Genomic DNA, 20,656 nt, shown 5'->3' on the forward strand with positions numbered 1-20,656 from the left:
GTGCTGCGGTATACTCCGCGATTTTTCATCCAGGGGCAGGTTTTGCCGGCTGCCTGGCAAAAACCGCTTACGCATTTGGCGTGTGCGGGGCGGGTTTTTCGTCCAGCCTGTATCCAGGATGGTACGGCGATTTGTGGAGTTGCACATGCTCGAACAGGCTCAGCGCGTTCTCAAGGACGTCTTCGGCTACGACAGTTTCCGCGGGCGCCAGGCAGCGATCATCGACTGCGTGGCCAATGGCGGCGATGCCCTGGTGCTGATGCCTACCGGTGGCGGCAAGTCGTTGTGTTTCCAGGTGCCGGGGTTGTTGCGCCCAGGCCTGACGGTGGTGGTTTCGCCACTGATCGCGCTGATGGACGACCAGGTCGCCACGCTCGACGAACTCGGTGTGCCGGCTGCCGCGCTGAACTCCACGCTGACGCCGGAGCAGCAGCGTGACCTGGCCGGGCGCCTGCGCCGTGGCGAAGTGAAGATGCTGTACCTGGCGCCGGAGCGCCTGGTGCAGCCGCGCATGCTCGACTTCCTGCGCGACCTGGATATCGCGTTGTTCGCCATCGACGAGGCCCACTGCGTGTCGCAATGGGGCCACGATTTCCGCCCCGAATACCTGCAACTGGGCCAACTGGCCGAGCTGTTCCCGCATGTGCCGCGCATCGCGCTGACCGCCACTGCCGACATGCGCACCCGCGAAGAGATTGTCCAGCGCCTGCACCTGCAAGGCGCCGAGCGCTTCCTGTCGAGTTTCGACCGGCCCAACATCTTCTACCGCATCGTGCCCAAGGAGGCGCCGCGCAAGCAGCTGATGGCCTTCCTTGGTGAGCGCCGCGGCAACGCCGGCATCGTCTATTGCCTGTCACGCAAGAAGGTCGACGAAACTGCCGCCTTCCTCTGTGACCAGGGCTTCCCGGCGCTGCCGTATCACGCCGGCCTGGCTGCCGAGACGCGCGCGGCCAACCAGCACCGCTTCCTCAACGAGGAAGGGCTGATCATGGTCGCCACCATCGCCTTCGGCATGGGCATCGACAAGCCCAACGTGCGCTTTGTCGCCCACCTTGACCTGCCCAAGTCGCTCGAGGCGTACTACCAGGAGACCGGCCGTGCCGGCCGTGACGGGCTGCCGTCCGATGCCTGGATGGCCTACGGGCTGCAGGACATGGTGATGCTCAAGCAGATGCTGCAGAACTCCGAAGGTGACGAGCGCCACAAGCGCATCGAGCAGCACAAGCTCGACGCCATGCTGGCCCTGTGCGAAGAAACCCGCTGCCGCCGCCAGTCGCTGCTGGCCTATTTCGACGAAACCCTCGAGCAACCGTGCGGGCATTGCGACAACTGTGTCGACCAGGTGCAGACCTGGGACGCCACCGAGCCGGCCCGCCAGGCGCTGTCGGCGGTGTTCCGCACCGGTCAGCGCTACGGCGTCGGTCACCTGGTCGACGTGCTGCTGGGCAAGGACACCGAGAAGGTGCGCAATTTCGGCCACGAGAAGCTCTCGGTGTTTGGCGTCGGCAAAGGCCTGGCCGAGGTCGAGTGGCGTTCGCTGTTCCGCCAGCTGGTGGCACGCGGCCTGGTCGACATCGACCTGGAGGGTTACGGCGGCCTGCGCCTGTCCGACAGCTGCCGGCCGCTGCTGCGTGGCGAGGTGACCTTGCAGCTGCGCCGAGACCTCAAGCCACAGACTACCGCCAAGACTTCGTCGTCCAGTGGCGGCAGCCCGGCCAGCCAGCTGGTGCGTGCCGAAGAGCGCGAGCTGTGGGAAGCACTGCGCACCCTGCGGCGCAAGCTGGCCGAGGAGCACAGTGTGCCGCCCTACGTCATCTTCCCCGACTCGACGTTGCTGGAGATGCTGCGCAGCCAGCCGGTCAGCCTCAGCGACATGGCCCAGGTCAGCGGCGTGGGGGCGCGCAAGCTGGAGCGTTATGGCCAGGCCTTCCTCGAGGTGCTGAACAACAGCGGCGGCACCGACGAGGCGCCGAAGGTGGTGCTGGACCTGCGCCACGAACTGGTCAGCCTGGCCCGCGCCGGGATGACCCCGGCGCAGATCGCCGGGCAGCTCAACTGCAGCGAGAAGAACGTCTACAGCCTGCTGGCCGAGGCGCTGGGCCGCCAGGAGCTGAGCCTGGAGCAGGCCCTGGACTTGCCGGAAGACCTGCTGATGGAAGTGCAGGATGCCTTCCTCGATGGCGAGGGCGAGCTGCCACCGGTGTCGGCGATTGCGCCGCTGTTCGGGGCCCGGGTGCCGGAGGGCGTGCTCTACTGCGTGCGGGCGGCGCTGGCGGCCGAGTTCGAACTGTGAGTGGCGACAGGATCGAGGTCAGAACGGTTATCTGCTGACCTTCGTCATGTTTTTTGACGATTATCGAACATTCCAGGGTGCCCGAGCCTTGCCTCGTGGGACGGGCCATGGTTAGCTGCCTAATAATTAGATCTGTTCAATGAGTTGCTTATGCCCCTGACCGACAATCAACACCGCTTCGGCATGCAGCTGGCCCAGATGTCCCGCGGTTGGCGTGCCGAGCTGGACCGCCGCCTGGCCGGGCTCAACCTGTCCCAGGCGCGCTGGCTGGTGTTGCTGCACCTGGCCCGTTTCGAAGATGCCCCGACCCAGCGCGAGCTGGCCCAGAGCGTGGGTGTCGAAGGCCCGACCCTGGCGCGCCTGCTCGACAGCCTGGAAGCGCAGGGGCTGGTACGCCGGCAGGCGGTGCTGGAAGACCGGCGGGCGAAGAAGATTGTGCTGTGCCCGCCGGCCAAGCCGCTGATCGACCAGATCGAAACCATTGCCAATCAACTGCGGGTGGAGCTGTTCACCGGGGTGGACGAGGCGGAACTGCAGGTGTGCATGCGGGTGCATGCCAGGATCCTGGCCAACCTCGAAAAATCCTGAGGGGCCCTGGGGCCGCTTTGCGGCCTTCAAGTTGGCGCTGTCCCTGTGGGAGCGGCTTTAGCCGCGAACACCGGCGCAGCCGGTGCCATGCACCGCGTCGCCTGCTTCGCGGGTGAACCCGCTCCCACAGGGATCTCACCGGCCCTGAAAGCGATGAAGCCCTAGAAGGTATGCCCCAGGTTCAGGTACACCGCCTGCTCATGCGCACTGTTGGCCCCGTAACTCAGGTTCAATGGCCCCAGCGGCGTCTCCAGCCCCAGGAAGATGCTCGCCGCATTGATGTAGCCACTGTCGAATTCGTTATCGTTGTTCCACGCCCGCCCACGCTCCAGCGACCCGCCGATGTACAGCGGGAAGTCCAGCGGCACGTAGGCTCGTGGCGTCAGGCGGCGGTAGTAGACCATGCGCATCAGGCTCACGTTCTGCCCCGACACCGAGTCCTGGCGGAAGCCTGACAGCTCCCGCGCCCCGCCCAGCACGAAGCTCGATGTCACCACTTCGGTCTCATCCAGCGTGCGCCCGTAGCGCCCGCCCAGCACGAAGGTGTTCGGCCCGCTGCTGAGGGCCTTGTCCAGGTTGAACATCCACTGCCGGTAGTCCTGGTCGGAATCCAGCGACTGGTCATACTTGCGCAAGGTCAGGCCGATATCCTCGCCGCGGTGCGGGAAGTACACATTGTCGAGGGTGTCGAACGAGTACTTCAGCTCGTAGAAACCTTCGTTGAAACTGACCTTGGGCAGGTCCTGGTCACCGATGCGCACCTCGGCCTCGCCCCAGGCCTTGCCCACGCCCAGGCGCACTTCACCGTTGGTGCCGATCTGCCGCCCCACGTTCAGGCCGAAGCCGTAACGCTCCAGGCGGTATTCGGCGACCGGGTCGTTGTCCAGGGTGGCTTCGATGTTTTGCGAACCGAAGTCCAGGTAGGGCGCGATGAAATAGCGCGAGCCCACGTCAAGCGGCTGGTAGAACTCGCTGTACAGTTCCTGCTGGTCGCCGATCTGGCCACGGGTCAGCCATTCGGCGCCGAGGCTGTTGATGCCGTTGACCCGGTAGCTGGCGCCCAGGTTGAAGGCGCTGTCGCCGCGCAGGTCGTCCGACAGGTTCAGGCCCAGGCGCAGGTAGTCGGTGCCACCGCGGCGGCCACGGGCGTTGATCACCAGGGTGTTGTCGTCACCCTTGTGCACCACGCGGTACTGCACCCGGTCGAAGTAGTCCAGGCCATACAGCGTGCCCATGTCGGTCTGCAGGCGGTCCAGCTCCAGCGGGGCATTGATGGGCTGGCGGATGTACGAGCGGATGACGTCGTCGCTGACCTTGGAGTCGTTCTCGATCCTGATCGCGGTGATCGTCGGCGTGCGTTGGCGTGGCGAACGGGCCACGGCCAGGCTGCTGTCGCCTTCGGGCTGGCGCAGGGCGAGCAGGCGCGGGTCGAGCAGGCGGGTGGCGCGGTAGCCGGCCTCGATCATTTCCCGGGCGCGGCCAAAATCGGTGACGCCGAAGGCGGTCAGCGGCGGCTGGATGAGGATGTCGTCACGGTGCAGGCTGGCCAGTTGTTCCTCCGAGTTGCGCCGGGTCATCAGGGTGATCGACTGGTTGAGCACGTCGACCACCGTGGCCAGCTGCTTGCGGTCACGCAGCGGGGTGCCGATGTCGACCACGATGGCCAGGTCCACACCCATTTCGCGGGCAACGTCCAGCGGGATGTTGTCGACCATGCCGCCGTCCACCAGCAGCCGGCCGTCCAGCTCGACCGGGGCGAACACCGCCGGGATCGACATGCTGGCGCGGATCACCTGGGGCAGGTGGCCACGGCGGAACACTACCTTTTCGCCGCTGGCGATGTCGGTGGCCACTGCGCGGAAGGGGATGGGCAGCTTGTCGAAGTCACGGGTGTCGGCGGTGTGCGCCAGCTTGCTTTCCAGTAGCAGCGCCAGGTTCTGGCCCTGGATCACGCCCAGCGGCAGGCCCAGGCTGCCGTCGTCGCGAAAACTGAGCTTCTGCTTGACCAGGAAGTCGCGGTCATCCTGCTTGCGCCGGAATGGCACGTCCTTGCGCGGCGGGGCATCGGACAGTGCCTGTTGCCAGTCGAGGGTGGTGGCGAGCTTTTCCAGCTCATCGACACTGTAGCCCGAGGCGTACAGGCCGCCGACCACTGCGCCCATGCTGGTGCCGGCGATGGCGTCGATGCGCACACCCTGTTCCTCCAGGGCCTTGAGCACTCCGATGTGGGCCAGGCCACGGGCCGCGCCACCCGACAGCACCAGGCCAACCTTGGGCCTGGCCGCTTCCGCGGCGAATACCGTGAGGGAGGTAAGGGTAAGCAGGAAACAGAACAGCAAACGGCGCATCGTGAGTCTCAAACCGTGGGCTAAAGACCGCTAGTATAAGCGGCCCCTCACCTGGAGATGCCTCACCATGGCCGACAGCAAACCGGAAATCGTCATCACATATTGCACCCAGTGCCAATGGCTGCTGCGTGCCGCCTGGCTGGCCCAGGAACTGCTCAGCACCTTCGCTGACGACCTTGGCCGAGTGGCGCTGGAGCCTGGCACCGGCGGTATCTTCCGCATCACCTGCAATGGTGTGCAGATCTGGGAGCGCAAGGCCGACGGGGGCTTCCCCGAGGCCAAGGTGCTGAAGCAGCGGGTGCGTGACCAGATCGACCCGCAACGCGACCTGGGCCACAACGACCGCTGAATCAGGCGCCCTCGGCCAGTGGCCGCTGCCTGGGCGGTTGCTCGGCGGCCAGGCGGCTGGACAGCACGATGGCGAAGATGATCAGTGCGCCGCCCAGCAGCATGCGCAAGGTCGGGGTTTCGGCGAACACCACCCAGGCCACGGCTATGCCGTAGACCGGTTCCATGGCGAACACCACGGCGGCGGTGCGCGCCTTGATCACCGACAGGCTGGCGACGAACAGGCTGTGTGCCACGCCGGTGCAGAAGATGCCGAGCAGGGCGATCCACAGCCAGTCCATGGTGGTTACGCCGGCCAGGTCCGGTGCTGCGAACGGCAGCAGGCACAAGCCCACCACCAGGTTCTGCCACAGCGCCGCCTGCACTGCGGGCAGGCGGCCGGAGCCGGCGCGGTTGGTGAGTGACAACAGGGAGAACAGCAGCCCCGACAGCAATGACCAGAGCAGGCCGCCGGTAGCTTCACTGGCCAGGTCGAATGCCGGTGTGACCAGCACCAGGCCAATGCTGACCAGCAATACCAGCACAGCCTCGTTGCGGCGGATGCGCTCGCGGAACAGCAGGCCTTCGAGGATCACGGTAAAGGCCGGGAAGCTGGCGAAGCCGAGGGTGGCGATGGCCACGCCGGCAACCTTTACCGCGATGAAGAAGCTGACCCAATGGCCGGCCAGCAGCACACCGCCGAGCAGCAGGCGGCGGGCGTCCTGGCCGCTCAGGCGTTGCCAGCCCGGCCCGGTCAGGCTGGCGAACAGGGCCAGGGCGAGCACGGCGAAGGCGGCGCGGCCGAAGACGATTATCACCGGGCTGGCGCTGGTAGCCAGTTTGCCGAAGACGCCGGTGAGGCCGAAGAACAGCGCGCCGATATGCAGGGCCCCGAGGGCGGTGCGGTGGTTCATGGGTGGTCCTTGCTCAAGATCTCTACTGGCTGTGCCGGCCCTTTCGCGGGTAAACCCGCTCCCACAGGTACTGCACAGGCTTTGAAAGCGGTGCAGTACCTGTGGGAGCGGGTTTACCCGCGAAAGGGCCGGCACAGGCAAAGTGTACAGGCACAGGCAAACGCGTTCTGTCGCAAGACTGGCGTCAATTGTCGCCAGACTCTCGCCGCAATGCCAACGGCGTACACCCGAACGCCCGCAACATCGCCGCCGAAAACGCACTCTGCGAGCTGTACCCCACCTGCGCCGCAATCTCGCCCATCGGTAGCAAGGTCTGCACCACCAGGCGCCGCGCCTTGAGCAAGCGCCGCTGGCGAATGTAGTCCATCGGCGTCATCCCGCACTCCGCAGTAAAGCGCGCATGCAGGCGGGCACTGGACAACCCGGCGATGCGCGCCAGGTCAGCCACTTGCAGCGGATAGGCGGCATGCTGCTCGATATGCGCATCGAAGGCAGCATAGGGCAGGCGCTGGCTGGCGCTGACCCTGGCGGCCGCCGTGGGGTTGAGGCTGGCCAGCAGCAGCGCTGCCCCTTGCCGGGCAATCAATGGGTCATGCATGGGGCTGGCCGCCAGCCAGTCCACCAGCTGCTGCTGGCGCTCATCCAGGCCCAGGGCGCCGGGGCGGTCGAGCAGACGGCGGCTGGCATCGGCATGTTCGCCCAGTTGCTCGCGCAACCAGTGGTCCCCGGGCACATCCAGCACCAGGCAATCGCTGCCGCCATCGCTGGCGCAGGTGTGATGGGCACCCGCCGGTACCACGATCAGCCCCTGCCGATCGATCCCGGCGCCATGCCCCTGCACCTCGAACTCCAGGCGGCCGCGCAGGCCGAACACCAGTTGCGGGTGTTCGTGGCTGTGGGCGATCAGGCTGTCGCGGTAATGGCGCAGCGAGAGGATCGGGCCGGCGGTCATGGGTAGCGTCGTCCTCGCAGGGCAGAAGCGCATTGTGCCTCATTCCCTGCAACCCATCACTCGTAACGGTTTTGCCACTGCGCTGTCATCCGCGCCTGCCAGTCTCCAGCAAACTGCGCCGGAGCCTGCCCATGACCCATGCCGAACTGTCCCGCCCCTCGCGCAAGCAACGCGTGCGTACCCTGTGGATTTCCGATGTGCATCTGGGCACCCGCGACTGCCAGGCCGAACACCTGTCGCAGTTCCTCAAGGGGTACCAGGCCGACCGCATCTACCTGGTGGGCGATATCATCGATGGCTGGAAGCTGCGCGGCGGTATCTACTGGCCACAAGCCCACACCAACGTGATCCGCCGGTTGCTGACCATGAGCAAGCGGGGCACCGAGGTGATCTACGTCACCGGCAACCATGACGAATTCCTGCGCCGTTACTCCAGGCTGATCCTCGGCAACATCCAACTGGTGGACGAGGCCGAGCACCTCACCGCCGATGGCCGCCGCCTGCTGGTGATCCATGGCGACCAGTTCGACGTGATTACCCGTTACCACCGCTGGCTGGCGTTCCTCGGTGACCGTGCCTACGAGTTCACCCTGGTGCTCAACCGCTGGCTCAACCACTGGCGTGCCCGCTATGGATACGGCTATTGGTCACTGTCGGCGTACCTGAAGCACAAGGTCAAAGGCGCGGTGAACTTCATCAGCGACTTCGAGGATGCCATTGCCCATGAGTGCACCCGCCGTGGTTTTCACGGGGTGGTGTGTGGGCATATCCACCATGCCGAGATTCGCCAGGTGGGGGAGGTGGAGTACCTCAATTGTGGGGATTGGGTGGAATCGTGCACGGCGCTGATCGAGCATTGGGATGGCACGATCGAGCTTTATCGGCTGGCGCAGGCGCAGGCGCGAGAGGCGCAGGCAGCAGCGGCGGTGCGCGAACAGGCGTAGGGCTTGAGGGCCCTGGGGCTGCAAAGCAGCCCCAAAAAATCTACAGGCTGATCTTGCCCAGCAGGATATCCCGAAACATCACGAAATCCCCTATCAGGCTGTACAGCGGATGGGTAAAGGTCGCTGGCCGGTTCTTTTCGAAAAAGAAATGCCCGACCCAGGCAAAGCCGTAGCCGAACACCGGCAAGGCCAGTAGCAGCAACCATTTGCCACTGCCAATGGTATAGGCCAGCAAAGCAATCACCAGGCTGGTGCCGACAAAGTGCAGGCGGCGACAGGTGGGGTTGCTGTGCTCCCCCAGGTAATAAGGGTAGAACTCGGCAAAACTGCGAAACTGCGCTGTGCGGTTCATGGCAGTGCTCCGGTATTAATACTTCTGGACAAGATGCACGGCGTGGAGCCTGATTCGAGTCTAGAGTGACTGGCGAGGCCTATCAGTGACAATAGGCGCCAATTGAATATCCGTGGGGTTCACCGCAGGAGCGGTCAGCATAAAATGCCTGTCATGAGCGAAAGAACCACGTCGGCCAGCTGGGCATCAGGGATCGTGAAGGCACTCGAACTGGAAGGGCTGGACTGCCGGGCCATGTTCAAGCAGCTGGGGCTGGATTTCGCTGCGCTCGACGACCCCGACGCGCGCTTCCCCCAGGACTCCATGACCCGTCTGTGGCAACTGGCGGTGGAACTGTCGGGCAACGAGGCCATAGGCCTGAACATGGCGCGGGTGGTGCGCCCGGCATCGTTCCATGTGGTGGGTTATGCGTTGATGTCCAGCCGCACCCTGGCCGAAGGCTTCGAGCGCCTGGTGCGTTACCAGCGCATCATCGCCGAGAGCTCCGACCTCAGCTTCTCTCTCGGCCCCGAGGGCTATTCGCTGATCCTGACCGTACATGGCGACCATCTGCCGCCGACCCGGCACAGTGCCGAAGCATCGCTGGCCTGTGCGCTGGCGCTGTGCAGCTGGCTCAGCGGTCGGCCGGTGCAACCGCGCCGGGTGCTGGTGCAGGGGCCGCAGCCAAAGAATATCGAGCCGTACAAAGCGGCGTTTCATTCGCCGCTGGTGTTTGGTGCGCCGCACGATGCGCTGGTGTTCGAGCGCGCCGACATGGAGGCACCGCTGCCCACCGCCAATGAAGCCATGGCCATCCTGCATGACCGCTTTGCCGGCGAATACCTGGCGCGTTTCTCGGAAAGCCGGGTCACCCACCGCGTGCGCCAGGTGCTGTGCCGTATCCTGCCGCAGGGCGAGCCCAAGCGCGAAACCCTGGCCCAGGCCCTGCACCTGTCGCAGCGCACTTTGCAGCGGCGGTTGCAGGAAGAAGGCACCAGCTTCCAGACCCTGCTCGATGACACCCGCCGCGAACTGGCCGAACAGTACCTGGCGCAGCCAGGCATGACCCTGATGGAGACCGCCTACCTGCTGGGCTTTGCCGACCCCAGCAACTTCTACCGGGCGTTCCGCCGCTGGTACGATGCCACGCCTGGTGAGTACCGCGCGCGTCTGGGCGCGGAGCCCGAGGTGGTCAGTGGCGCCAGAACGCCGGCATGCACAACACTAGCACCGTGATGATTTCCAGGCGGCCGAGCAGCATGCCGCTGGCGAGAATCCACTTGGCAGCGTCCGGCAGCGTGGCGTAGTTGCCCGACGGGCCGATCACTTCACCCAGGCCCGGGCCTACACCCGAGACCGTGCCGGCAGCGCCAGTCAGGGCGGTCATCCAGTCTACGCCAAGCAACGACAGCAGCAGCGCCATGACGCATATGGTAATGGCGAAGAAGAACGAGAAGGTCAGGATCGAACGCACGATTTCTTCGTCGAGGCGGTGGCCGTTGTACTTCTGCTTGATCACCGCGCGCGGGTGGATCAGCTGGTTGAGGCTGGCCTTGAGCAGGATGTAGGCGACCTGGAAGCGGAAGATCTTGATGCCACCTGCCGTCGAGCCGGAGCAGCCGCCGACGAAGCCCAGGTAGAAGAACAGCATCAGCGAGAAGTTGCCCCACAGGCTGTAGTCACCCAGGGCGAAACCGGTGGTGGTGACCACCGAGGTCACGTTCAGCGCCACGTGGCGCAGGGCATCGAGCCAGTGCAGATTGGTGGTGGCCCAGTACCAGGTGCCAAGCACCAGCCAGGTGGCCACCAGCATGCCCAGCAAACCTTGCACCTGCTGGTCGCGGATCAGTGCCTTGCGGTTGCCACGCAGGGTGGCCACGTAGAGGGTGAAGGGCAGGCTGCCGAGGATCATCACCACCACCGCGACCCAGTGCACGGCCGGGATATCCCACTTGGCCAGCGACTGGTCGGAGGTGGAAAACCCGCCAGTGGAGATCGCCGACATGGCGTGGTTGATTGCATCGAACGGGTTCATGCCGGCCCACCAGAAGCCCAGCGCGCCCAGGATCGAGAAGCCGACGTATACCCCCACGATCGACTTGGCGACCATGTGCGAGCGCGGCATGACCTTCTCCGAGCGGTCGGACGATTCGGTCTGGAACAGGCGCATGCCACCGATGCGCAGCAGCGGCAGGATCGCAACCGCCATGCCGATGAAGCCGATGCCGCCGAGCCAGTGCAGCATCGAACGCCACATCAGGATGCCTGGAGACATGTTATCGAGCCCGCTGAGCACGGTGGCACCGGTGGCGGTGATACCCGACATGCTTTCGAAGAAGGCGTCGGTGTAGCTGATGTGCTGGGTCAGCAGGAACGGCAGGGCGGCGAATACACACACCACCAGCCAGCTGCTGACGGTCAGCAGGTACATATCGCGCGGGCGCAGGTGCACATGCTCGGGGCGACCCTGAAGCACCAGGGCCAGGCCGGCGACAAAGGTGATCAGGCTCGACCAGAGGAACGACGGCATGTCACGGGTGCGTTCGAAGATCACCAGGGTCGCCATGGGCACTGCCATGCTGACGGCGAGGGTAATCAGGAAGATGCCGATGATGAAACCAATGATCCTTAAGGTCGGCAACGCCATGTGATCTGCTCTGACTCGAAACGGAAGGGCGCCATTCTACCTATGGGTCTGGTGATGTAAACGCTAGAATGGCCGCACATTTACCTGCCAGGAGGGTAGCCGATGGAGGCTCTCGACGCATTGCTCAACCGTGTTTCCGTGCCACGCCTGACCGACCCGGCGCCCAATGCCGCCCAGCGCGAGGCGCTGTTCCAGGCCGCCCTGCGCGCCCCGGACCATGGCCAGTTGCGGCCGTGGCGGTTCCTCACCATCGAAGGCCAGGGCCGCGAGAAGCTGGGTGAGCTGTTCGCCGAAGCGTTGCAGCACAAGGGGGATGCCAGCCAGGCTGCCCTGGACAAGGCCCGCGCCATGCCCCTGCGGGCGCCGTTGCTGATCGTGGTGATTGCCAAGTTGCAGGATCACTTCAAGGTGCCCAGGTCCGAGCAGCGGCTGGCGGCGGGCTGTGCGGCGCACGGCATCCTGATTGCGGCGCATGCGCAAGGTATCGGTGCGGTGTGGCGTACCGGGGACATGGCCTTCGATGCCCACGTGCACAAGGGCTTGGGGCTGGCCGAGAACGAGGAACTGATCGGTTACCTATATGTTGGTACGCCGCTGACCGAGCCGCGTACGGCGCCCATTCTGGAAACCGCTGATTTCGTCAGTGCCTGGGGCGAGTAACGCAGCCTTGGGCTGATTGCTCTATCAGGGCTGCTGGCCCTTTCGCGGGTAAACCCGCTCCCACAGGTGTGGCACAAATTTCAGGCCTTGCACAGTACCTGTGGGAGCGGGTTTACCCGCGAAGAGGCCAGAGGCCTTTACATTATCAACTGCCGGTTGCCTCAGTCACAGGCAACTCCAGCCGAGCTACAAATCCACCCTGCGGATGGTTCTCCAGCACCAGGCTGCCACCATGCCGCTCGGCCGCCTTGCGTGCAATCGCCAGCCCCAGCCCATGCCCCGGCGCGTCCTGCCCCGGCGCACGGAAGAACGGCTCGCCCAACTGCGCCAGGTGCTCCGCCGCTGCCCCAGGCCCATGGTCGCGCACGCTCAACACGATACGCTCCTGCTCGCGCACGGCGCTGATTTCGATCGGCTGGCCCGGCGGGTTGAAGCGCAGGGCGTTGCGTAGCAGGTTGTCCACGGCACGCTCGATCAGTGTGGGCCAACCCTGCAAGGTCAACCCAGGCTGTGCCTCCAGGCGCACGTCCTGCTCCGGTGCGCTGAGCTGGGCGTCCTTGCGCACGCTGCCGAGCAGGGCATTGAGGTCTACCGGTTCGGCGTGAGCCTGTTCGGCATCGACCCGCGCCAGGGCGAGGATTTCGCTGATCAGGTCTTCCAGGCGGTCACATTCGCGAGTCAGGCGTGGCCACAGGGCTTCACGTTGCTCGGGCTCGGCGCGCTCGGCCAAGGCCAGGGCGATGCGCAACCTGGCCAGTGGTGAGCGCAGTTCATGGGACACATCGCGCAGCAACTGGCGCTGGCTGCCGATGGTGCTTTGCAGGCGCGCACCCATCTTGTTGAAGTCCTTGGCCAGCACGCCGAACTCGTCACGCCGCGCCGCCAGCTGCGCCAGGCTGTTCTGCTGGTAGGTGGTCTGGCCCAGGTCATGCACGGCGCTGCGCAGGCGGCTGAGCGGGCGGGTGATGGACAGGGTCACCAGCAGGCTGAACAGGGTCAGCACCACCAAAGCAATGCCCAGCGCACTGAGCGGCCACAACAGGCTTTCGCGGTGCCAGGCATCCAGCGCCGGGTGGGGGATGCGGTAGATCAGCAGGTAGGTCTCGCCGGTGTCGGGGCTGGTGTATTCCTCGGTCAGCCGGCGCCACGGCAGGCGCCGCTGGTCATTGTGCTGGCGTGCCTCGAAGGCCGCCGCACGGCGCGGGAAGGTGCCGGGCACCACGGCTTCGCCACTGTCATCGAGCACCTGCACGTCGATCTTGTAGCGGTCCTTGCGCCGTTCCAGGAAGTGCTGTGCCGAAGCCAGGCCTTCCTGCTCGTAATGCTTGGCCCACTTGCTGGCCAGGGTATTAAGGCCCGGGTGGCGGCTGAGGATCCAGGCGTCCTGGTTGAGCATATGGCCCAGCAGGATCGACAGGCCCGCAACCAGGGTGATGGCCAGCCAGAAACTGGCCAGGATGCGCCAGAACAGTGAACGCAAGTGCACCTCCTGCAAACGAGAAACGCCCGGCTCGCACTGAGGCGAGCCGGGCATCGGGCGGACAGCTTACTGGGCCTTGTTGCCTTTTTCAGCTTTCCAGGCCTGGAACTCCTGCCATTCTGCTTTCTGTGCGGCGCGTTCCTTCTGCAGTTCGTCGAACTTCTTCTGCTGCTCAGGCTTGAGCAGGGCACGGACCGCGCTGTCGGTCTTGTCGCGGTTGGCCTGCAGTTCGTCCTTCATCGCTTTCTGGTCGGCGGCCGGCAGCTTGGACAGGTAGCGCTCGGTGATGTCGCGGCGCTGTTTCATCTGCTCGCCCATCAGCTTGCCGATCTGCTGGCGCTGGTCACGGCTCAGGTCCAGTTGGTGGAAAGGCGCATCACCGCGATGATGCGGGCCGTCGTGGCGCGGGCCGCCTTCAGGCATGGCCATGGCCACGGTCGGCAGGGCGGCGGCGAACATCAGGGCGATAAGGGTCTTGCGCATGGTGTCTCTCCTTTACATAGGCCGGTGTTTACCGGATGAGCACAGTCTAGGGAGATCACCGTCAAGCGCGGTCAGCGGATGGTAAAGGCTCGGTAAAGATGTTCAGAGGCAGTAGTAATAGCCGCGGCTGCGCAGGGCGACGATGCGTGGCCGGCCATCGGCGTGGGGGCCGATCTTCTTGCGCAGGTTGCTGACGTGCATGTCCAGGCTGCGGTCGTACAGGGTCAGCTTGCGGCCCAGGCCGATCTGCGCCAGTTCCTGCTTGTCCAGCGGCTCGCCGGGTTGGCGCAGCAGGGCTTCGAGAATGCGGCTTTCGGACAGGGTCAGGGTCATTTCGCGGCCATCGATGCTGGCCACGCCACGAGCCGGGCTGTAGACCAGGTCGCCCAGTTCCACCTGGCTGGTGGTGGCGGTGGGGTGGCTGCGGCGCAGCACGGCACGCAGGCGAGCGGTGAGTTCACGCGGGTCGCAGGGTTTGGCCAGATAGTCATCGGCGCCCAGTTCCAGGCCGAGGATGCGGTCCAGCGGCTCGCCGCGGGCCGAGAGCATCAGCACCGGCAGCTCGGCATGCTCGCTGCGCAACTGCTTGAGCAGTTCCAGGCCACTGCCGTCGGGCAGCATCACGTCCAGCACCACGGCTGCCGGGGCATGCGTAGCCAGGGCCTGGCGGGCGCTCTGGCCATCGTGGCAGGCGCGCACGGTAAATCCCTCCTGGGTCAGCCAGCTGCCGAGCAGCTCGCACAGCTCCTGGTCATCATCAATCAGTAACAGCTCGCTCATGACTCACTCAATTCAACCATTGACGGCGGCTAAATCGGCCCGCCAGTGGCAAAGATACCGCAGACTGATGGCAACAGTATAACTGCTGGTACCGCGTGGCCTTCTTCGCGGGTAAACCCGCTCCCGCAGGGAAAGTGCAAGCTTGAAGCCTGCGCCGTCCCTGTGGGCGCGGGTTTACCCGCGAAGAAGCCCACGCGGTCTCAGATCAAGGCAGTACTTGCTTGAACGGCTTGACCACCACCTTGTCGTACACACCGGCCGCAATGTAAGGGTCGGCATCGGCCCAGGCCTGTGCCGCAGCCAGCGATTCGAACTCGGCAACGATCAGGCTACCGCTGAAACCCGCTTCGCCCGGGTCGTTGCTGTCGATGGCCGGGTGCGGGCCGGCCAGTACCACGCGGCCCTCGGCCTTCAGCTGCTGCAGGCGTTCGATGTGCGCCGGGCGGGCAGCCAGGCGCTTTTCCAGGGAGTTTGCGACGTCGCTGGCGATGATGGCGTAGAGCATGTCAATCCTTGGGTTTGGAGGTAGATGGGTCGTCGTGCAGGTGGCGCGACAGGTACACGCCCTGCGCCACCAGGAATATCACGGTCATGCCCAGGCTGCCGAACACCTTGAAGTCGACCCAGAAGTCCTGGAAGGTGAAGGCGACGAACAGGTTGGCCGCGCCGCAGAACAGGAAGAAGCCGATCCATGCCAGGTTCAGGCGGGCCCAGATGGCATCGGGCAGGCTCAGGGCGTGGCCCATGATGCGCTTGATCAGCACCCGGTCGCCGACGAAGTGGCTGCCGGCGAAGCCCAGGGCGAACAGCCAGTTCACCACCGGCGCCTTCCACTTGAGGAAGGTTTCGCTGTGGAAGGTCAGGGTCAGGCCGCCGAACACCAGGCAGGCCACCAGGGTCAGCCACTGGCCCTTTTCCAGCTTGCGCTGGCGCAGGAACAGCGCGCCGTAGACCACCAGCGAGCTGATGATCAGCATGGCCGTGGCGCTGTAGATACCGCCGAATTCGAAGCTGTGGCCGGCGATTTCCATAGGGCGCGGGTCGAGCTTGTAGACGATGAAGAACAGCAGCAGCGGGATGAAATCGATGAATTGTTTCACAATGGCAGCCAGAATCGGGATGTGACGGCATAATAACAAACATCGATTCCAGCGAAAGCGCTCCTCCATGAATGTTGATCTGCACTGTCACAGCACGGCCTCCGACGGCGCCCTGTCGCCCTCGACACTGGTCGCCCGGGCCCATGAGCACGGGGTGCAAACGCTGGCACTGACCGACCATGACACCATCGAAGGCCTGCCCGAGGCGCGCCAGGCCTGCTGCGACAAGGGCATGCACTGGGTCAGCGGGGTGGAGCTGTCGTGCACCTGGGGTGGCGCGACCATCCATGTGCTGGGCTACGACTTCCCGCTCGACGCACCGCCCCTGCTGGCGGCGATCGAAGCGCTGCACCGTGGCCGCTGGTTGCGCGCCGAAGAAATCGACAAACGGCTGGCGGCCAAGGGCATGCCCGGTACCCTCGAAGGCGCCCGCGCCGTGCAGCACGAGCTGGGCGATAGCGGCAATGCGCCGGCGCGCCCGCATTTTGCCGAGTACCTGGTGCGTGCCGGGCACGTCAAGGACCGCGGCGAGGCGTTTCGCAAATGGCTGGGCGCCGGCAAGCTGGGGGACGTCAAGCAGCACTGGCCGACCCTCGATGAAACCGTCGCCACCCTGCGCCAGTCCAATGCCTGGGTGAGCCTGGCGCACCCCATGCACTACGATCTGACCCGCAGCAAGCGCAGAAGGCTGATTGCCGACTATATTCAGGCAGGCGGGCAGGCACTTGAAGTGGTCAACGGAATGATGCCAGCCGAGCAGGTGGGCACGATGTCCATCCTCACCCGTGAGTTCGGCCTGCTGGCAAGTGCCGGCAGTGACTTCCACGGCCCCGGCACCTGGGGCGAGATCGGTGCCTACCGGCCTTTGCCCGAGGACCTGCCACCTCTGTGGCGCCGATTCAGCCATGAACAGCCTTTGGCGGTATGAACAGGACGACTACGTGAGCCAATTTTTCCAGATTCATGCGGAGAATCCGCAGGTGCGCCTGATCAAGCAGGCCGTCGAGATCATTCGCAAGGGTGGCGTGGTGGTGTATCCGACCGACTCGGCCTATGCCCTGGGGTGCCAGATCGGTAACAAGGCAGCGATCGAGCGGGTGCGCCGCCTGCGTGGCCTGGACAAGACCCACAACTTCACCCTGATGTGCTGCGACATGTCGCAGTTGGGGTTGTATGCCAAGGTCGACACTGGCACTTTCCGCCTGCTCAAGGCCCATGTGCCGGGGCCTTACACTTTCATTCTCAATGGTACCCGCGAGGTCCCGCGCCTGCTGCTGCACGAAAAGCGCCGCACCATCGGCCTGCGCGTGCCGGACCATGCCATCACCTTGGCCTTGCTGGCCGAGCTGGGCGAGCCGCTGATGAGCGTGAGCCTGATCCTGCCAGGTGATGACGAGCCGATGACCGACCCTCACGAGATCCGCGAGCGCCTGGAGCATCATGTCGACCTGGTAATCGACGGCGGTTTCGGTGACCTCAAGGCATCGACCATCATTGACCTGTCCGGCGATGAACCGGAACTGGTCCGTGAAGGCTGCGGCGACCCCACGCCATTCCTGGTCAACGCGTGAGCCAGGTGGAAACGCCCGAGGCACCGGCTGAACAGGCCGAGACGCCTCGGCAGCTGCAACTGGCCCTGGTCTATGGCGAAGCCCTGACCGAGCTGCCGCTGGACCTGTACATCCCGCCGGACGCCCTGGAAGTCATCCTCGAAGCCTTCGAAGGCCCGCTGGACCTGTTGCTGTACCTGATCCGCAAGCAGAATATCGACATCCTCGACATCCCGGTGGCGGAAATCACCCGCCAGTACATGGGCTACGTGGAGCTGATGAAGAGCGTGCGCCTGGAGCTGGCCGCCGAGTACCTGGTGATGGCTGCCATGCTGGCCGAGATCAAGTCGCGCATGTTGCTGCCGCGCTCGGCCGACGTCGAGGAGGAGGAGGGTGACCCGCGCGCCGAACTGATCCGCCGCCTGCAGGAATACGAGCGCTTCAAGGCCGCCGCCGAAGGCATCGATGCGTTGCCACGGGTCGGCCGCGAGGTGGTGGTGCCGCGCCTGGAGGCGCCGCAGGCCAAGGTGCGCAAGCTGTTGCCCCAGGTCAGCCTGGAAGAGCTGCTGGTGTCGATGGCCGAGGTGATGCGCCGCAACGACCTGTTCGAAAGCCACCAGATCACCCGCGAGACCTTGTCCACCCGCGAGCGCATGAGCCAGGTGCTGGAACGCCTGAAAGGCGGCGGTTTCGTGCCATTCGTCGAGCTGTTCGCCGCCGAGGAGGGCAAGCTGGGTGTGGTGGTGACCTTCATGGCGATTCTTGAGCTGGTGAAGGAATCGCTGATCGAACTGGTGCAGAATGAACCTTTCGCCGCCATTCACGTGCGGCTCCGCCCGGCGCTTGTTGAAGAACCTGATGAACCTGAATGAACCCCGCGACCTGGCGTCGCTGATCGAAGCCTTTCTGCTGGCTTCGGGCAAGCCGCAATCCCTGGAGCGCCTGTACGAACTGTTCGAAGAGGCCGAGCGCCCCGAGCCCAAGGTGTTCAAGCAGGCCCTGGAGGTGCTGGGCAAGTCGTGTAATGGCCGCGCTTTCGAGTTGAAGGAGGTGGCCAGCGGCTACCGCCTGCAAATTCGCGAGGACTATGCCCCTTGGGTCGGGCGCCTGTGGGAAGAGCGCCCGCAACGTTATTCACGTGCGCTGCTCGAGACTCTGGCCCTGATCGCCTATCGCCAGCCCATCACCCGGGGCGAAATCGAGGATGTGCGTGGGGTGGCGGTGAACAGCAACATCATCAAGACCCTGATGGAGCGCGAGTGGATCCGCGTGGTCGGCTACCGCGAAGTGCCCGGCCGGCCGGCGATGTTTGCCACCACCAAGGCGTTTCTTGACCACTTCAACCTCAAGAGCCTGGATGAGCTGCCGGCCTTGGCCGAGCTGCGCGAAATGGAACCGGAGCCGCTGCTCGACCCGGACGATGCGCCGGTGCCGGCCCACTTGCAGGCGTTGGCCGATGCCAGCCTTGGGGAGGAGGAAGAGGTTGTTGAGCCGAAGGAGGAAACCAGCTTCCGAAGCTTGCTGGTGGAACTGGATGCCATGGAAGAAGGGCTGAAGACCGATTTTGATGATTTGCGTGAGGAAGAGCCTGAGGCCTCGGTGGAGGAAGAGGGCAAGTCACTGCCCTGATACCTTTGTTGTCTGTGCTGGCCTCTTCGCGGGCACGCCCGCTCCCACAGGGATATCACAGGTCCTGAGGGCTGCGCGGTACCTGTGGGAGCGGGCGAGCCCGCGAAAGGGCCGGAACCGGCAACACATCACCATTAGGCAGAAACCCCTCGCAAAGCCCACAAAACCCTCTACCCTCCAGTGCGTTCCCCCGCCGAACCGCGTATGATGCGCGGCCTTTTGGCGCGTTCGTCGCCAGAACCCTTATTTCATTCCTACACCGGGAGGTGCCCAGATGAGTGAGCAAGACCTGCAAGATACCGAAATCACCCCTCCATCCGGCGAAAAGCTGCAGAAAGTGCTGGCGCGCATCGGCGTTGGCTCGCGCCGTGACGTCGAAGCCTGGATCAGCCAGGGCCGCATCAAGGTCAACGGTGTCGAGGCCACCCTCGGCCAGCGCGTCGACCTGCACGACGCCATTGCCGTGGATGGCAAGCTGATCAAGCGCGAAGAGGCCGCCGAGGCCACCCGCCGGGTGATCATGTACAACAAGCCCGATGGCGAAATCTGCACCCGTGACGACCCGGAAGGCCGCCCGACCGTGTTCGACCGCCTGCCACGGCCCAAAGAAGGCCGCTGGATCAACATCGGCCGCCTCGACATCAACACCACCGGCCTGCTGCTGTTCACCACCGACGGTGAACTGGCCAACCGCCTGATGCACCCGTCCTACGAGATGGACCGTGAATACGCGGTACGTGTGCGGGGTGAGGTCGACGACGAGATGATCGAGCGCCTGAAGGCCGGCGTGATGCTGGAAGATGGTCCGGCCAAGTTTACCGACATCCAGAAAGCTCCCGGTGGCGAAGGCTTCAACCACTGGTACCACTGCGTGGTGATGGAAGGCCGTAACCGTGAAGTGCGTCGCCTGTGGGAGTCCCAGGGCATGGTGGTCAGCCGCCTGAAGCGCGTGCGTTTCGGCCCGGTGTTCCTCAACTCCGACCTGCCGATGGGCCGCTGGCGTGAAATGACCCAGGGCGAAATCGACATCCTCGCCGCTGAAGTGGGCCTGCAGCCGGTGGCGCTGCCAGCCATGAAGCTCAAGGCCAAGGACAAGATGGAGCGCCTGCAGCGCAAGTCCACCCGTCCGCTGGGCCGTGGCGAGCGCGTGCGCAACCTGCGCCCGGCTCACGAAGGCGCTGCAGCCGAGCAACGCCCGGCGCGCCAGCCGCGTGAAGAGTCTCCACGCAAGAGCGGCCGTGGCAGCACCGTGGCCGAGCGCCCGAGCGAGATGCGCAAGCGTCCGGGCAAGCCTGAAGGCGACAAGCCGGCAGGCCGTGGCCGCGGCAAGCCGCGTGGCTGATTGGCCTGTGCAGCAATGAGAAACCAGCCTTCGGGCTGGTTTTTTTATGCCTGTGAGAATTTGGGCGCTGCTGTGCAGCCCATCGCGACACAAGGCCGCTCCCACAATAAAACGCGTCACATGCGGGAGCGGCCGTGTGTCGCGAAAGGGCCGCAAAGCGGCCCCAAGATATTGAACAAAAAGAAATTTTCGGACGACTGGCAAGTTCTCGAACCACCCTGTAAAGAAATTTGTACATTTGTGGCCGAATTCAGCCCTGATTTCAGATTGATCCCGGCTGTGTAAACA

General features: G+C 64.7%; 21 protein-coding genes. 11 read left to right on the plus strand and 10 right to left on the minus strand.

All coding sequences use genetic code 11. The annotated features are described in order from the left end of the window. Nucleotides 1-145 precede the first annotated feature (145 nt). Nucleotides 146-2,293 carry a DNA helicase RecQ gene (gene recQ, locus J5M71_RS06560; protein ID WP_207830937.1) on the plus strand — a complete coding sequence of 716 codons (2,148 nt, stop codon included), beginning with the start codon at nucleotides 146-148 and terminating at the stop codon, nucleotides 2,291-2,293. A gap of 150 nt (nucleotides 2,294-2,443) precedes the next feature. Further along, complete coding sequence (locus J5M71_RS06565) at nucleotides 2,444-2,881, plus strand: MarR family transcriptional regulator (RefSeq protein WP_207830940.1); 438 nt, start codon at nucleotides 2,444-2,446, stop codon at nucleotides 2,879-2,881. A gap of 161 nt (nucleotides 2,882-3,042) precedes the next feature. On the opposite strand, the gene J5M71_RS06570 is transcribed toward J5M71_RS06565, so the two are convergent. After that, nucleotides 3,043-5,229: a patatin-like phospholipase family protein gene (locus tag J5M71_RS06570; RefSeq protein WP_207830942.1), complete on the minus strand. Its 2,187-nt coding sequence runs from the start codon at nucleotides 5,227-5,229 to the stop codon at nucleotides 3,043-3,045. A gap of 67 nt (nucleotides 5,230-5,296) precedes the next feature. Here J5M71_RS06570 and J5M71_RS06575 point away from each other — a divergent pair, with 67 nt between their 5' ends. Then, nucleotides 5,297-5,578 carry a SelT/SelW/SelH family protein gene (locus J5M71_RS06575; RefSeq protein WP_003259082.1) on the plus strand — a complete coding sequence of 94 codons (282 nt, stop codon included), beginning with the start codon at nucleotides 5,297-5,299 and terminating at the stop codon, nucleotides 5,576-5,578. Nucleotide 5,579: 1 nt separating this feature from the next. Here the strand turns inward: J5M71_RS06575 and J5M71_RS06580 are convergent, their stop codons facing one another. Both J5M71_RS06580 and J5M71_RS06585 read right to left on the minus strand, forming a co-directional pair. Further along, nucleotides 5,580-6,470, minus strand: a complete 891-nt coding sequence (locus J5M71_RS06580; RefSeq protein ID WP_207830944.1) for a DMT family transporter — start codon at nucleotides 6,468-6,470, stop codon at nucleotides 5,580-5,582. 184 nt (nucleotides 6,471-6,654) lie between these two features. Next, nucleotides 6,655-7,422, minus strand: coding sequence for an AraC family transcriptional regulator (locus J5M71_RS06585; protein ID WP_207830946.1), 768 nt, complete (start codon nucleotides 7,420-7,422; stop codon nucleotides 6,655-6,657). Between the two features lie 131 nt (nucleotides 7,423-7,553). On the opposite strand from J5M71_RS06585, the gene J5M71_RS06590 reads away from it, so the two are divergent. Then, nucleotides 7,554-8,366, plus strand: coding sequence for a UDP-2,3-diacylglucosamine diphosphatase (locus J5M71_RS06590; protein ID WP_207830947.1), 813 nt, complete (start codon nucleotides 7,554-7,556; stop codon nucleotides 8,364-8,366). A 40-nt stretch (nucleotides 8,367-8,406) separates the two neighbouring features. Here J5M71_RS06590 and J5M71_RS06595 read toward each other — a convergent pair whose 3' ends face one another. Continuing rightward, nucleotides 8,407-8,718, minus strand: coding sequence for a DUF962 domain-containing protein (locus J5M71_RS06595; protein WP_015271286.1), 312 nt, complete (start codon nucleotides 8,716-8,718; stop codon nucleotides 8,407-8,409). A gap of 153 nt (nucleotides 8,719-8,871) precedes the next feature. Here J5M71_RS06595 and J5M71_RS06600 point away from each other — a divergent pair, with 153 nt between their 5' ends. After that, nucleotides 8,872-9,933: an AraC family transcriptional regulator gene (locus tag J5M71_RS06600; protein ID WP_207830949.1), complete on the plus strand. Its 1,062-nt coding sequence runs from the start codon at nucleotides 8,872-8,874 to the stop codon at nucleotides 9,931-9,933. On the opposite strand, the gene J5M71_RS06605 is transcribed toward J5M71_RS06600, so the two are convergent. After that, nucleotides 9,890-11,344, minus strand: coding sequence for a TrkH family potassium uptake protein (locus J5M71_RS06605; protein ID WP_207830951.1), 1,455 nt, complete (start codon nucleotides 11,342-11,344; stop codon nucleotides 9,890-9,892). The genes J5M71_RS06600 and J5M71_RS06605 overlap by 44 nt on opposite strands. A 102-nt stretch (nucleotides 11,345-11,446) precedes the next feature. Here J5M71_RS06605 and J5M71_RS06610 point away from each other — a divergent pair, with 102 nt between their 5' ends. Beyond that, a complete protein-coding gene (locus J5M71_RS06610; protein ID WP_207830955.1) occupies nucleotides 11,447-12,004 on the plus strand; it encodes an NAD(P)H nitroreductase in 558 nt (185 codons plus the stop codon). A 145-nt stretch (nucleotides 12,005-12,149) separates the two neighbouring features. On the opposite strand, the gene J5M71_RS06615 is transcribed toward J5M71_RS06610, so the two are convergent. The 5 genes from J5M71_RS06615 to J5M71_RS06635 all read right to left on the minus strand — a co-directional run bounded on the left by J5M71_RS06615 (nucleotide 12,150) and on the right by J5M71_RS06635 (nucleotide 15,847). Continuing rightward, on the minus strand, nucleotides 12,150-13,490 hold the full coding sequence (locus J5M71_RS06615) for a HAMP domain-containing sensor histidine kinase (RefSeq protein ID WP_207830975.1): 1,341 nt from the start codon (nucleotides 13,488-13,490) through the stop codon (nucleotides 12,150-12,152). A gap of 60 nt (nucleotides 13,491-13,550) precedes the next feature. Further along, nucleotides 13,551-13,967 carry a Spy/CpxP family protein refolding chaperone gene (locus tag J5M71_RS06620; protein WP_025340137.1) on the minus strand — a complete coding sequence of 139 codons (417 nt, stop codon included), beginning with the start codon at nucleotides 13,965-13,967 and terminating at the stop codon, nucleotides 13,551-13,553. A 102-nt stretch (nucleotides 13,968-14,069) separates the two neighbouring features. Further along, nucleotides 14,070-14,747 carry a response regulator transcription factor gene (locus J5M71_RS06625; protein ID WP_025340136.1) on the minus strand — a complete coding sequence of 226 codons (678 nt, stop codon included), beginning with the start codon at nucleotides 14,745-14,747 and terminating at the stop codon, nucleotides 14,070-14,072. Between the two features lie 205 nt (nucleotides 14,748-14,952). Further along, complete coding sequence (locus tag J5M71_RS06630; protein ID WP_012273585.1) at nucleotides 14,953-15,252, minus strand: YciI family protein; 300 nt, start codon at nucleotides 15,250-15,252, stop codon at nucleotides 14,953-14,955. Between the two features lies 1 nt (nucleotide 15,253). After that, nucleotides 15,254-15,847, minus strand: coding sequence for a septation protein A (locus J5M71_RS06635; protein WP_207830956.1), 594 nt, complete (start codon nucleotides 15,845-15,847; stop codon nucleotides 15,254-15,256). A 67-nt stretch (nucleotides 15,848-15,914) separates the two neighbouring features. Here J5M71_RS06635 and J5M71_RS06640 point away from each other — a divergent pair, with 67 nt between their 5' ends. The 5 genes from J5M71_RS06640 to rluB all read left to right on the plus strand — a co-directional run bounded on the left by J5M71_RS06640 (nucleotide 15,915) and on the right by rluB (nucleotide 20,368). Continuing rightward, entirely contained in the window at nucleotides 15,915-16,775 is an 861-nt protein-coding gene (locus J5M71_RS06640; protein ID WP_207830958.1) for a PHP domain-containing protein, read from the plus strand. A 13-nt stretch (nucleotides 16,776-16,788) separates the two neighbouring features. Further along, nucleotides 16,789-17,418 (plus strand): L-threonylcarbamoyladenylate synthase, encoded by a 630-nt coding sequence (locus J5M71_RS06645; RefSeq protein WP_207830960.1) that lies wholly within the window; start codon nucleotides 16,789-16,791, stop codon nucleotides 17,416-17,418. Nucleotides 17,419-17,543: 125 nt separating this feature from the next. Continuing rightward, a complete protein-coding gene (locus tag J5M71_RS06650; protein WP_207830977.1) occupies nucleotides 17,544-18,269 on the plus strand; it encodes a ScpA family protein in 726 nt (241 codons plus the stop codon). Continuing rightward, the gene (scpB, locus tag J5M71_RS06655) at nucleotides 18,256-19,026 is read left to right on the plus strand and encodes an SMC-Scp complex subunit ScpB (RefSeq protein WP_207830963.1); all 771 of its coding nucleotides are present in this window, start codon (nucleotides 18,256-18,258) and stop codon (nucleotides 19,024-19,026) included. The genes J5M71_RS06650 and scpB overlap by 14 nt, the downstream gene beginning before the upstream one ends. Nucleotides 19,027-19,300: 274 nt before the next feature. Continuing rightward, the gene (gene rluB, locus J5M71_RS06660; protein WP_207830965.1) at nucleotides 19,301-20,368 is read left to right on the plus strand and encodes a 23S rRNA pseudouridine(2605) synthase RluB; all 1,068 of its coding nucleotides are present in this window, start codon (nucleotides 19,301-19,303) and stop codon (nucleotides 20,366-20,368) included. Nucleotides 20,369-20,656: the final 288 nt, after the last annotated feature.

Source organism: Pseudomonas sp. 43(2021) (assembly GCF_017490805.1).
In the GTDB taxonomy this organism is placed as follows: domain Bacteria; phylum Pseudomonadota; class Gammaproteobacteria; order Pseudomonadales; family Pseudomonadaceae; genus Aquipseudomonas.

Excerpts from the sequence above, each read along its gene's own strand:
- J5M71_RS06595 (WP_015271286.1), bottom strand. The coding sequence starts at position 8,718 with ATGAACCGCACAGCGCAGTTTCGCAGTTTTGCCGAGTTCTACCCTTAT.
- J5M71_RS06620 (WP_025340137.1), bottom strand. The coding sequence starts at position 13,967 with ATGCGCAAGACCCTTATCGCCCTGATGTTCGCCGCCGCCCTGCCGACC.
- recQ (WP_207830937.1), top strand. The coding sequence starts at position 146 with ATGCTCGAACAGGCTCAGCGCGTTCTCAAGGACGTCTTCGGCTACGAC.
- rluB (WP_207830965.1), top strand. The coding sequence starts at position 19,301 with ATGAGTGAGCAAGACCTGCAAGATACCGAAATCACCCCTCCATCCGGC.
- J5M71_RS06570 (WP_207830942.1), bottom strand. The coding sequence starts at position 5,229 with ATGCGCCGTTTGCTGTTCTGTTTCCTGCTTACCCTTACCTCCCTCACG.
- J5M71_RS06605 (WP_207830951.1), bottom strand. The coding sequence starts at position 11,344 with ATGGCGTTGCCGACCTTAAGGATCATTGGTTTCATCATCGGCATCTTC.
- J5M71_RS06565 (WP_207830940.1), top strand. The coding sequence starts at position 2,444 with ATGCCCCTGACCGACAATCAACACCGCTTCGGCATGCAGCTGGCCCAG.
- J5M71_RS06575 (WP_003259082.1), top strand. The coding sequence starts at position 5,297 with ATGGCCGACAGCAAACCGGAAATCGTCATCACATATTGCACCCAGTGC.
- J5M71_RS06630 (WP_012273585.1), bottom strand. The coding sequence starts at position 15,252 with ATGCTCTACGCCATCATCGCCAGCGACGTCGCAAACTCCCTGGAAAAG.
- J5M71_RS06600 (WP_207830949.1), top strand. The coding sequence starts at position 8,872 with ATGAGCGAAAGAACCACGTCGGCCAGCTGGGCATCAGGGATCGTGAAG.
- J5M71_RS06610 (WP_207830955.1), top strand. The coding sequence starts at position 11,447 with ATGGAGGCTCTCGACGCATTGCTCAACCGTGTTTCCGTGCCACGCCTG.
- J5M71_RS06590 (WP_207830947.1), top strand. The coding sequence starts at position 7,554 with ATGACCCATGCCGAACTGTCCCGCCCCTCGCGCAAGCAACGCGTGCGT.
- J5M71_RS06625 (WP_025340136.1), bottom strand. The coding sequence starts at position 14,747 with ATGAGCGAGCTGTTACTGATTGATGATGACCAGGAGCTGTGCGAGCTG.
- J5M71_RS06640 (WP_207830958.1), top strand. The coding sequence starts at position 15,915 with ATGAATGTTGATCTGCACTGTCACAGCACGGCCTCCGACGGCGCCCTG.
- scpB (WP_207830963.1), top strand. The coding sequence starts at position 18,256 with ATGAACCTGAATGAACCCCGCGACCTGGCGTCGCTGATCGAAGCCTTT.
- J5M71_RS06585 (WP_207830946.1), bottom strand. The coding sequence starts at position 7,422 with ATGACCGCCGGCCCGATCCTCTCGCTGCGCCATTACCGCGACAGCCTG.
- J5M71_RS06580 (WP_207830944.1), bottom strand. The coding sequence starts at position 6,470 with ATGAACCACCGCACCGCCCTCGGGGCCCTGCATATCGGCGCGCTGTTC.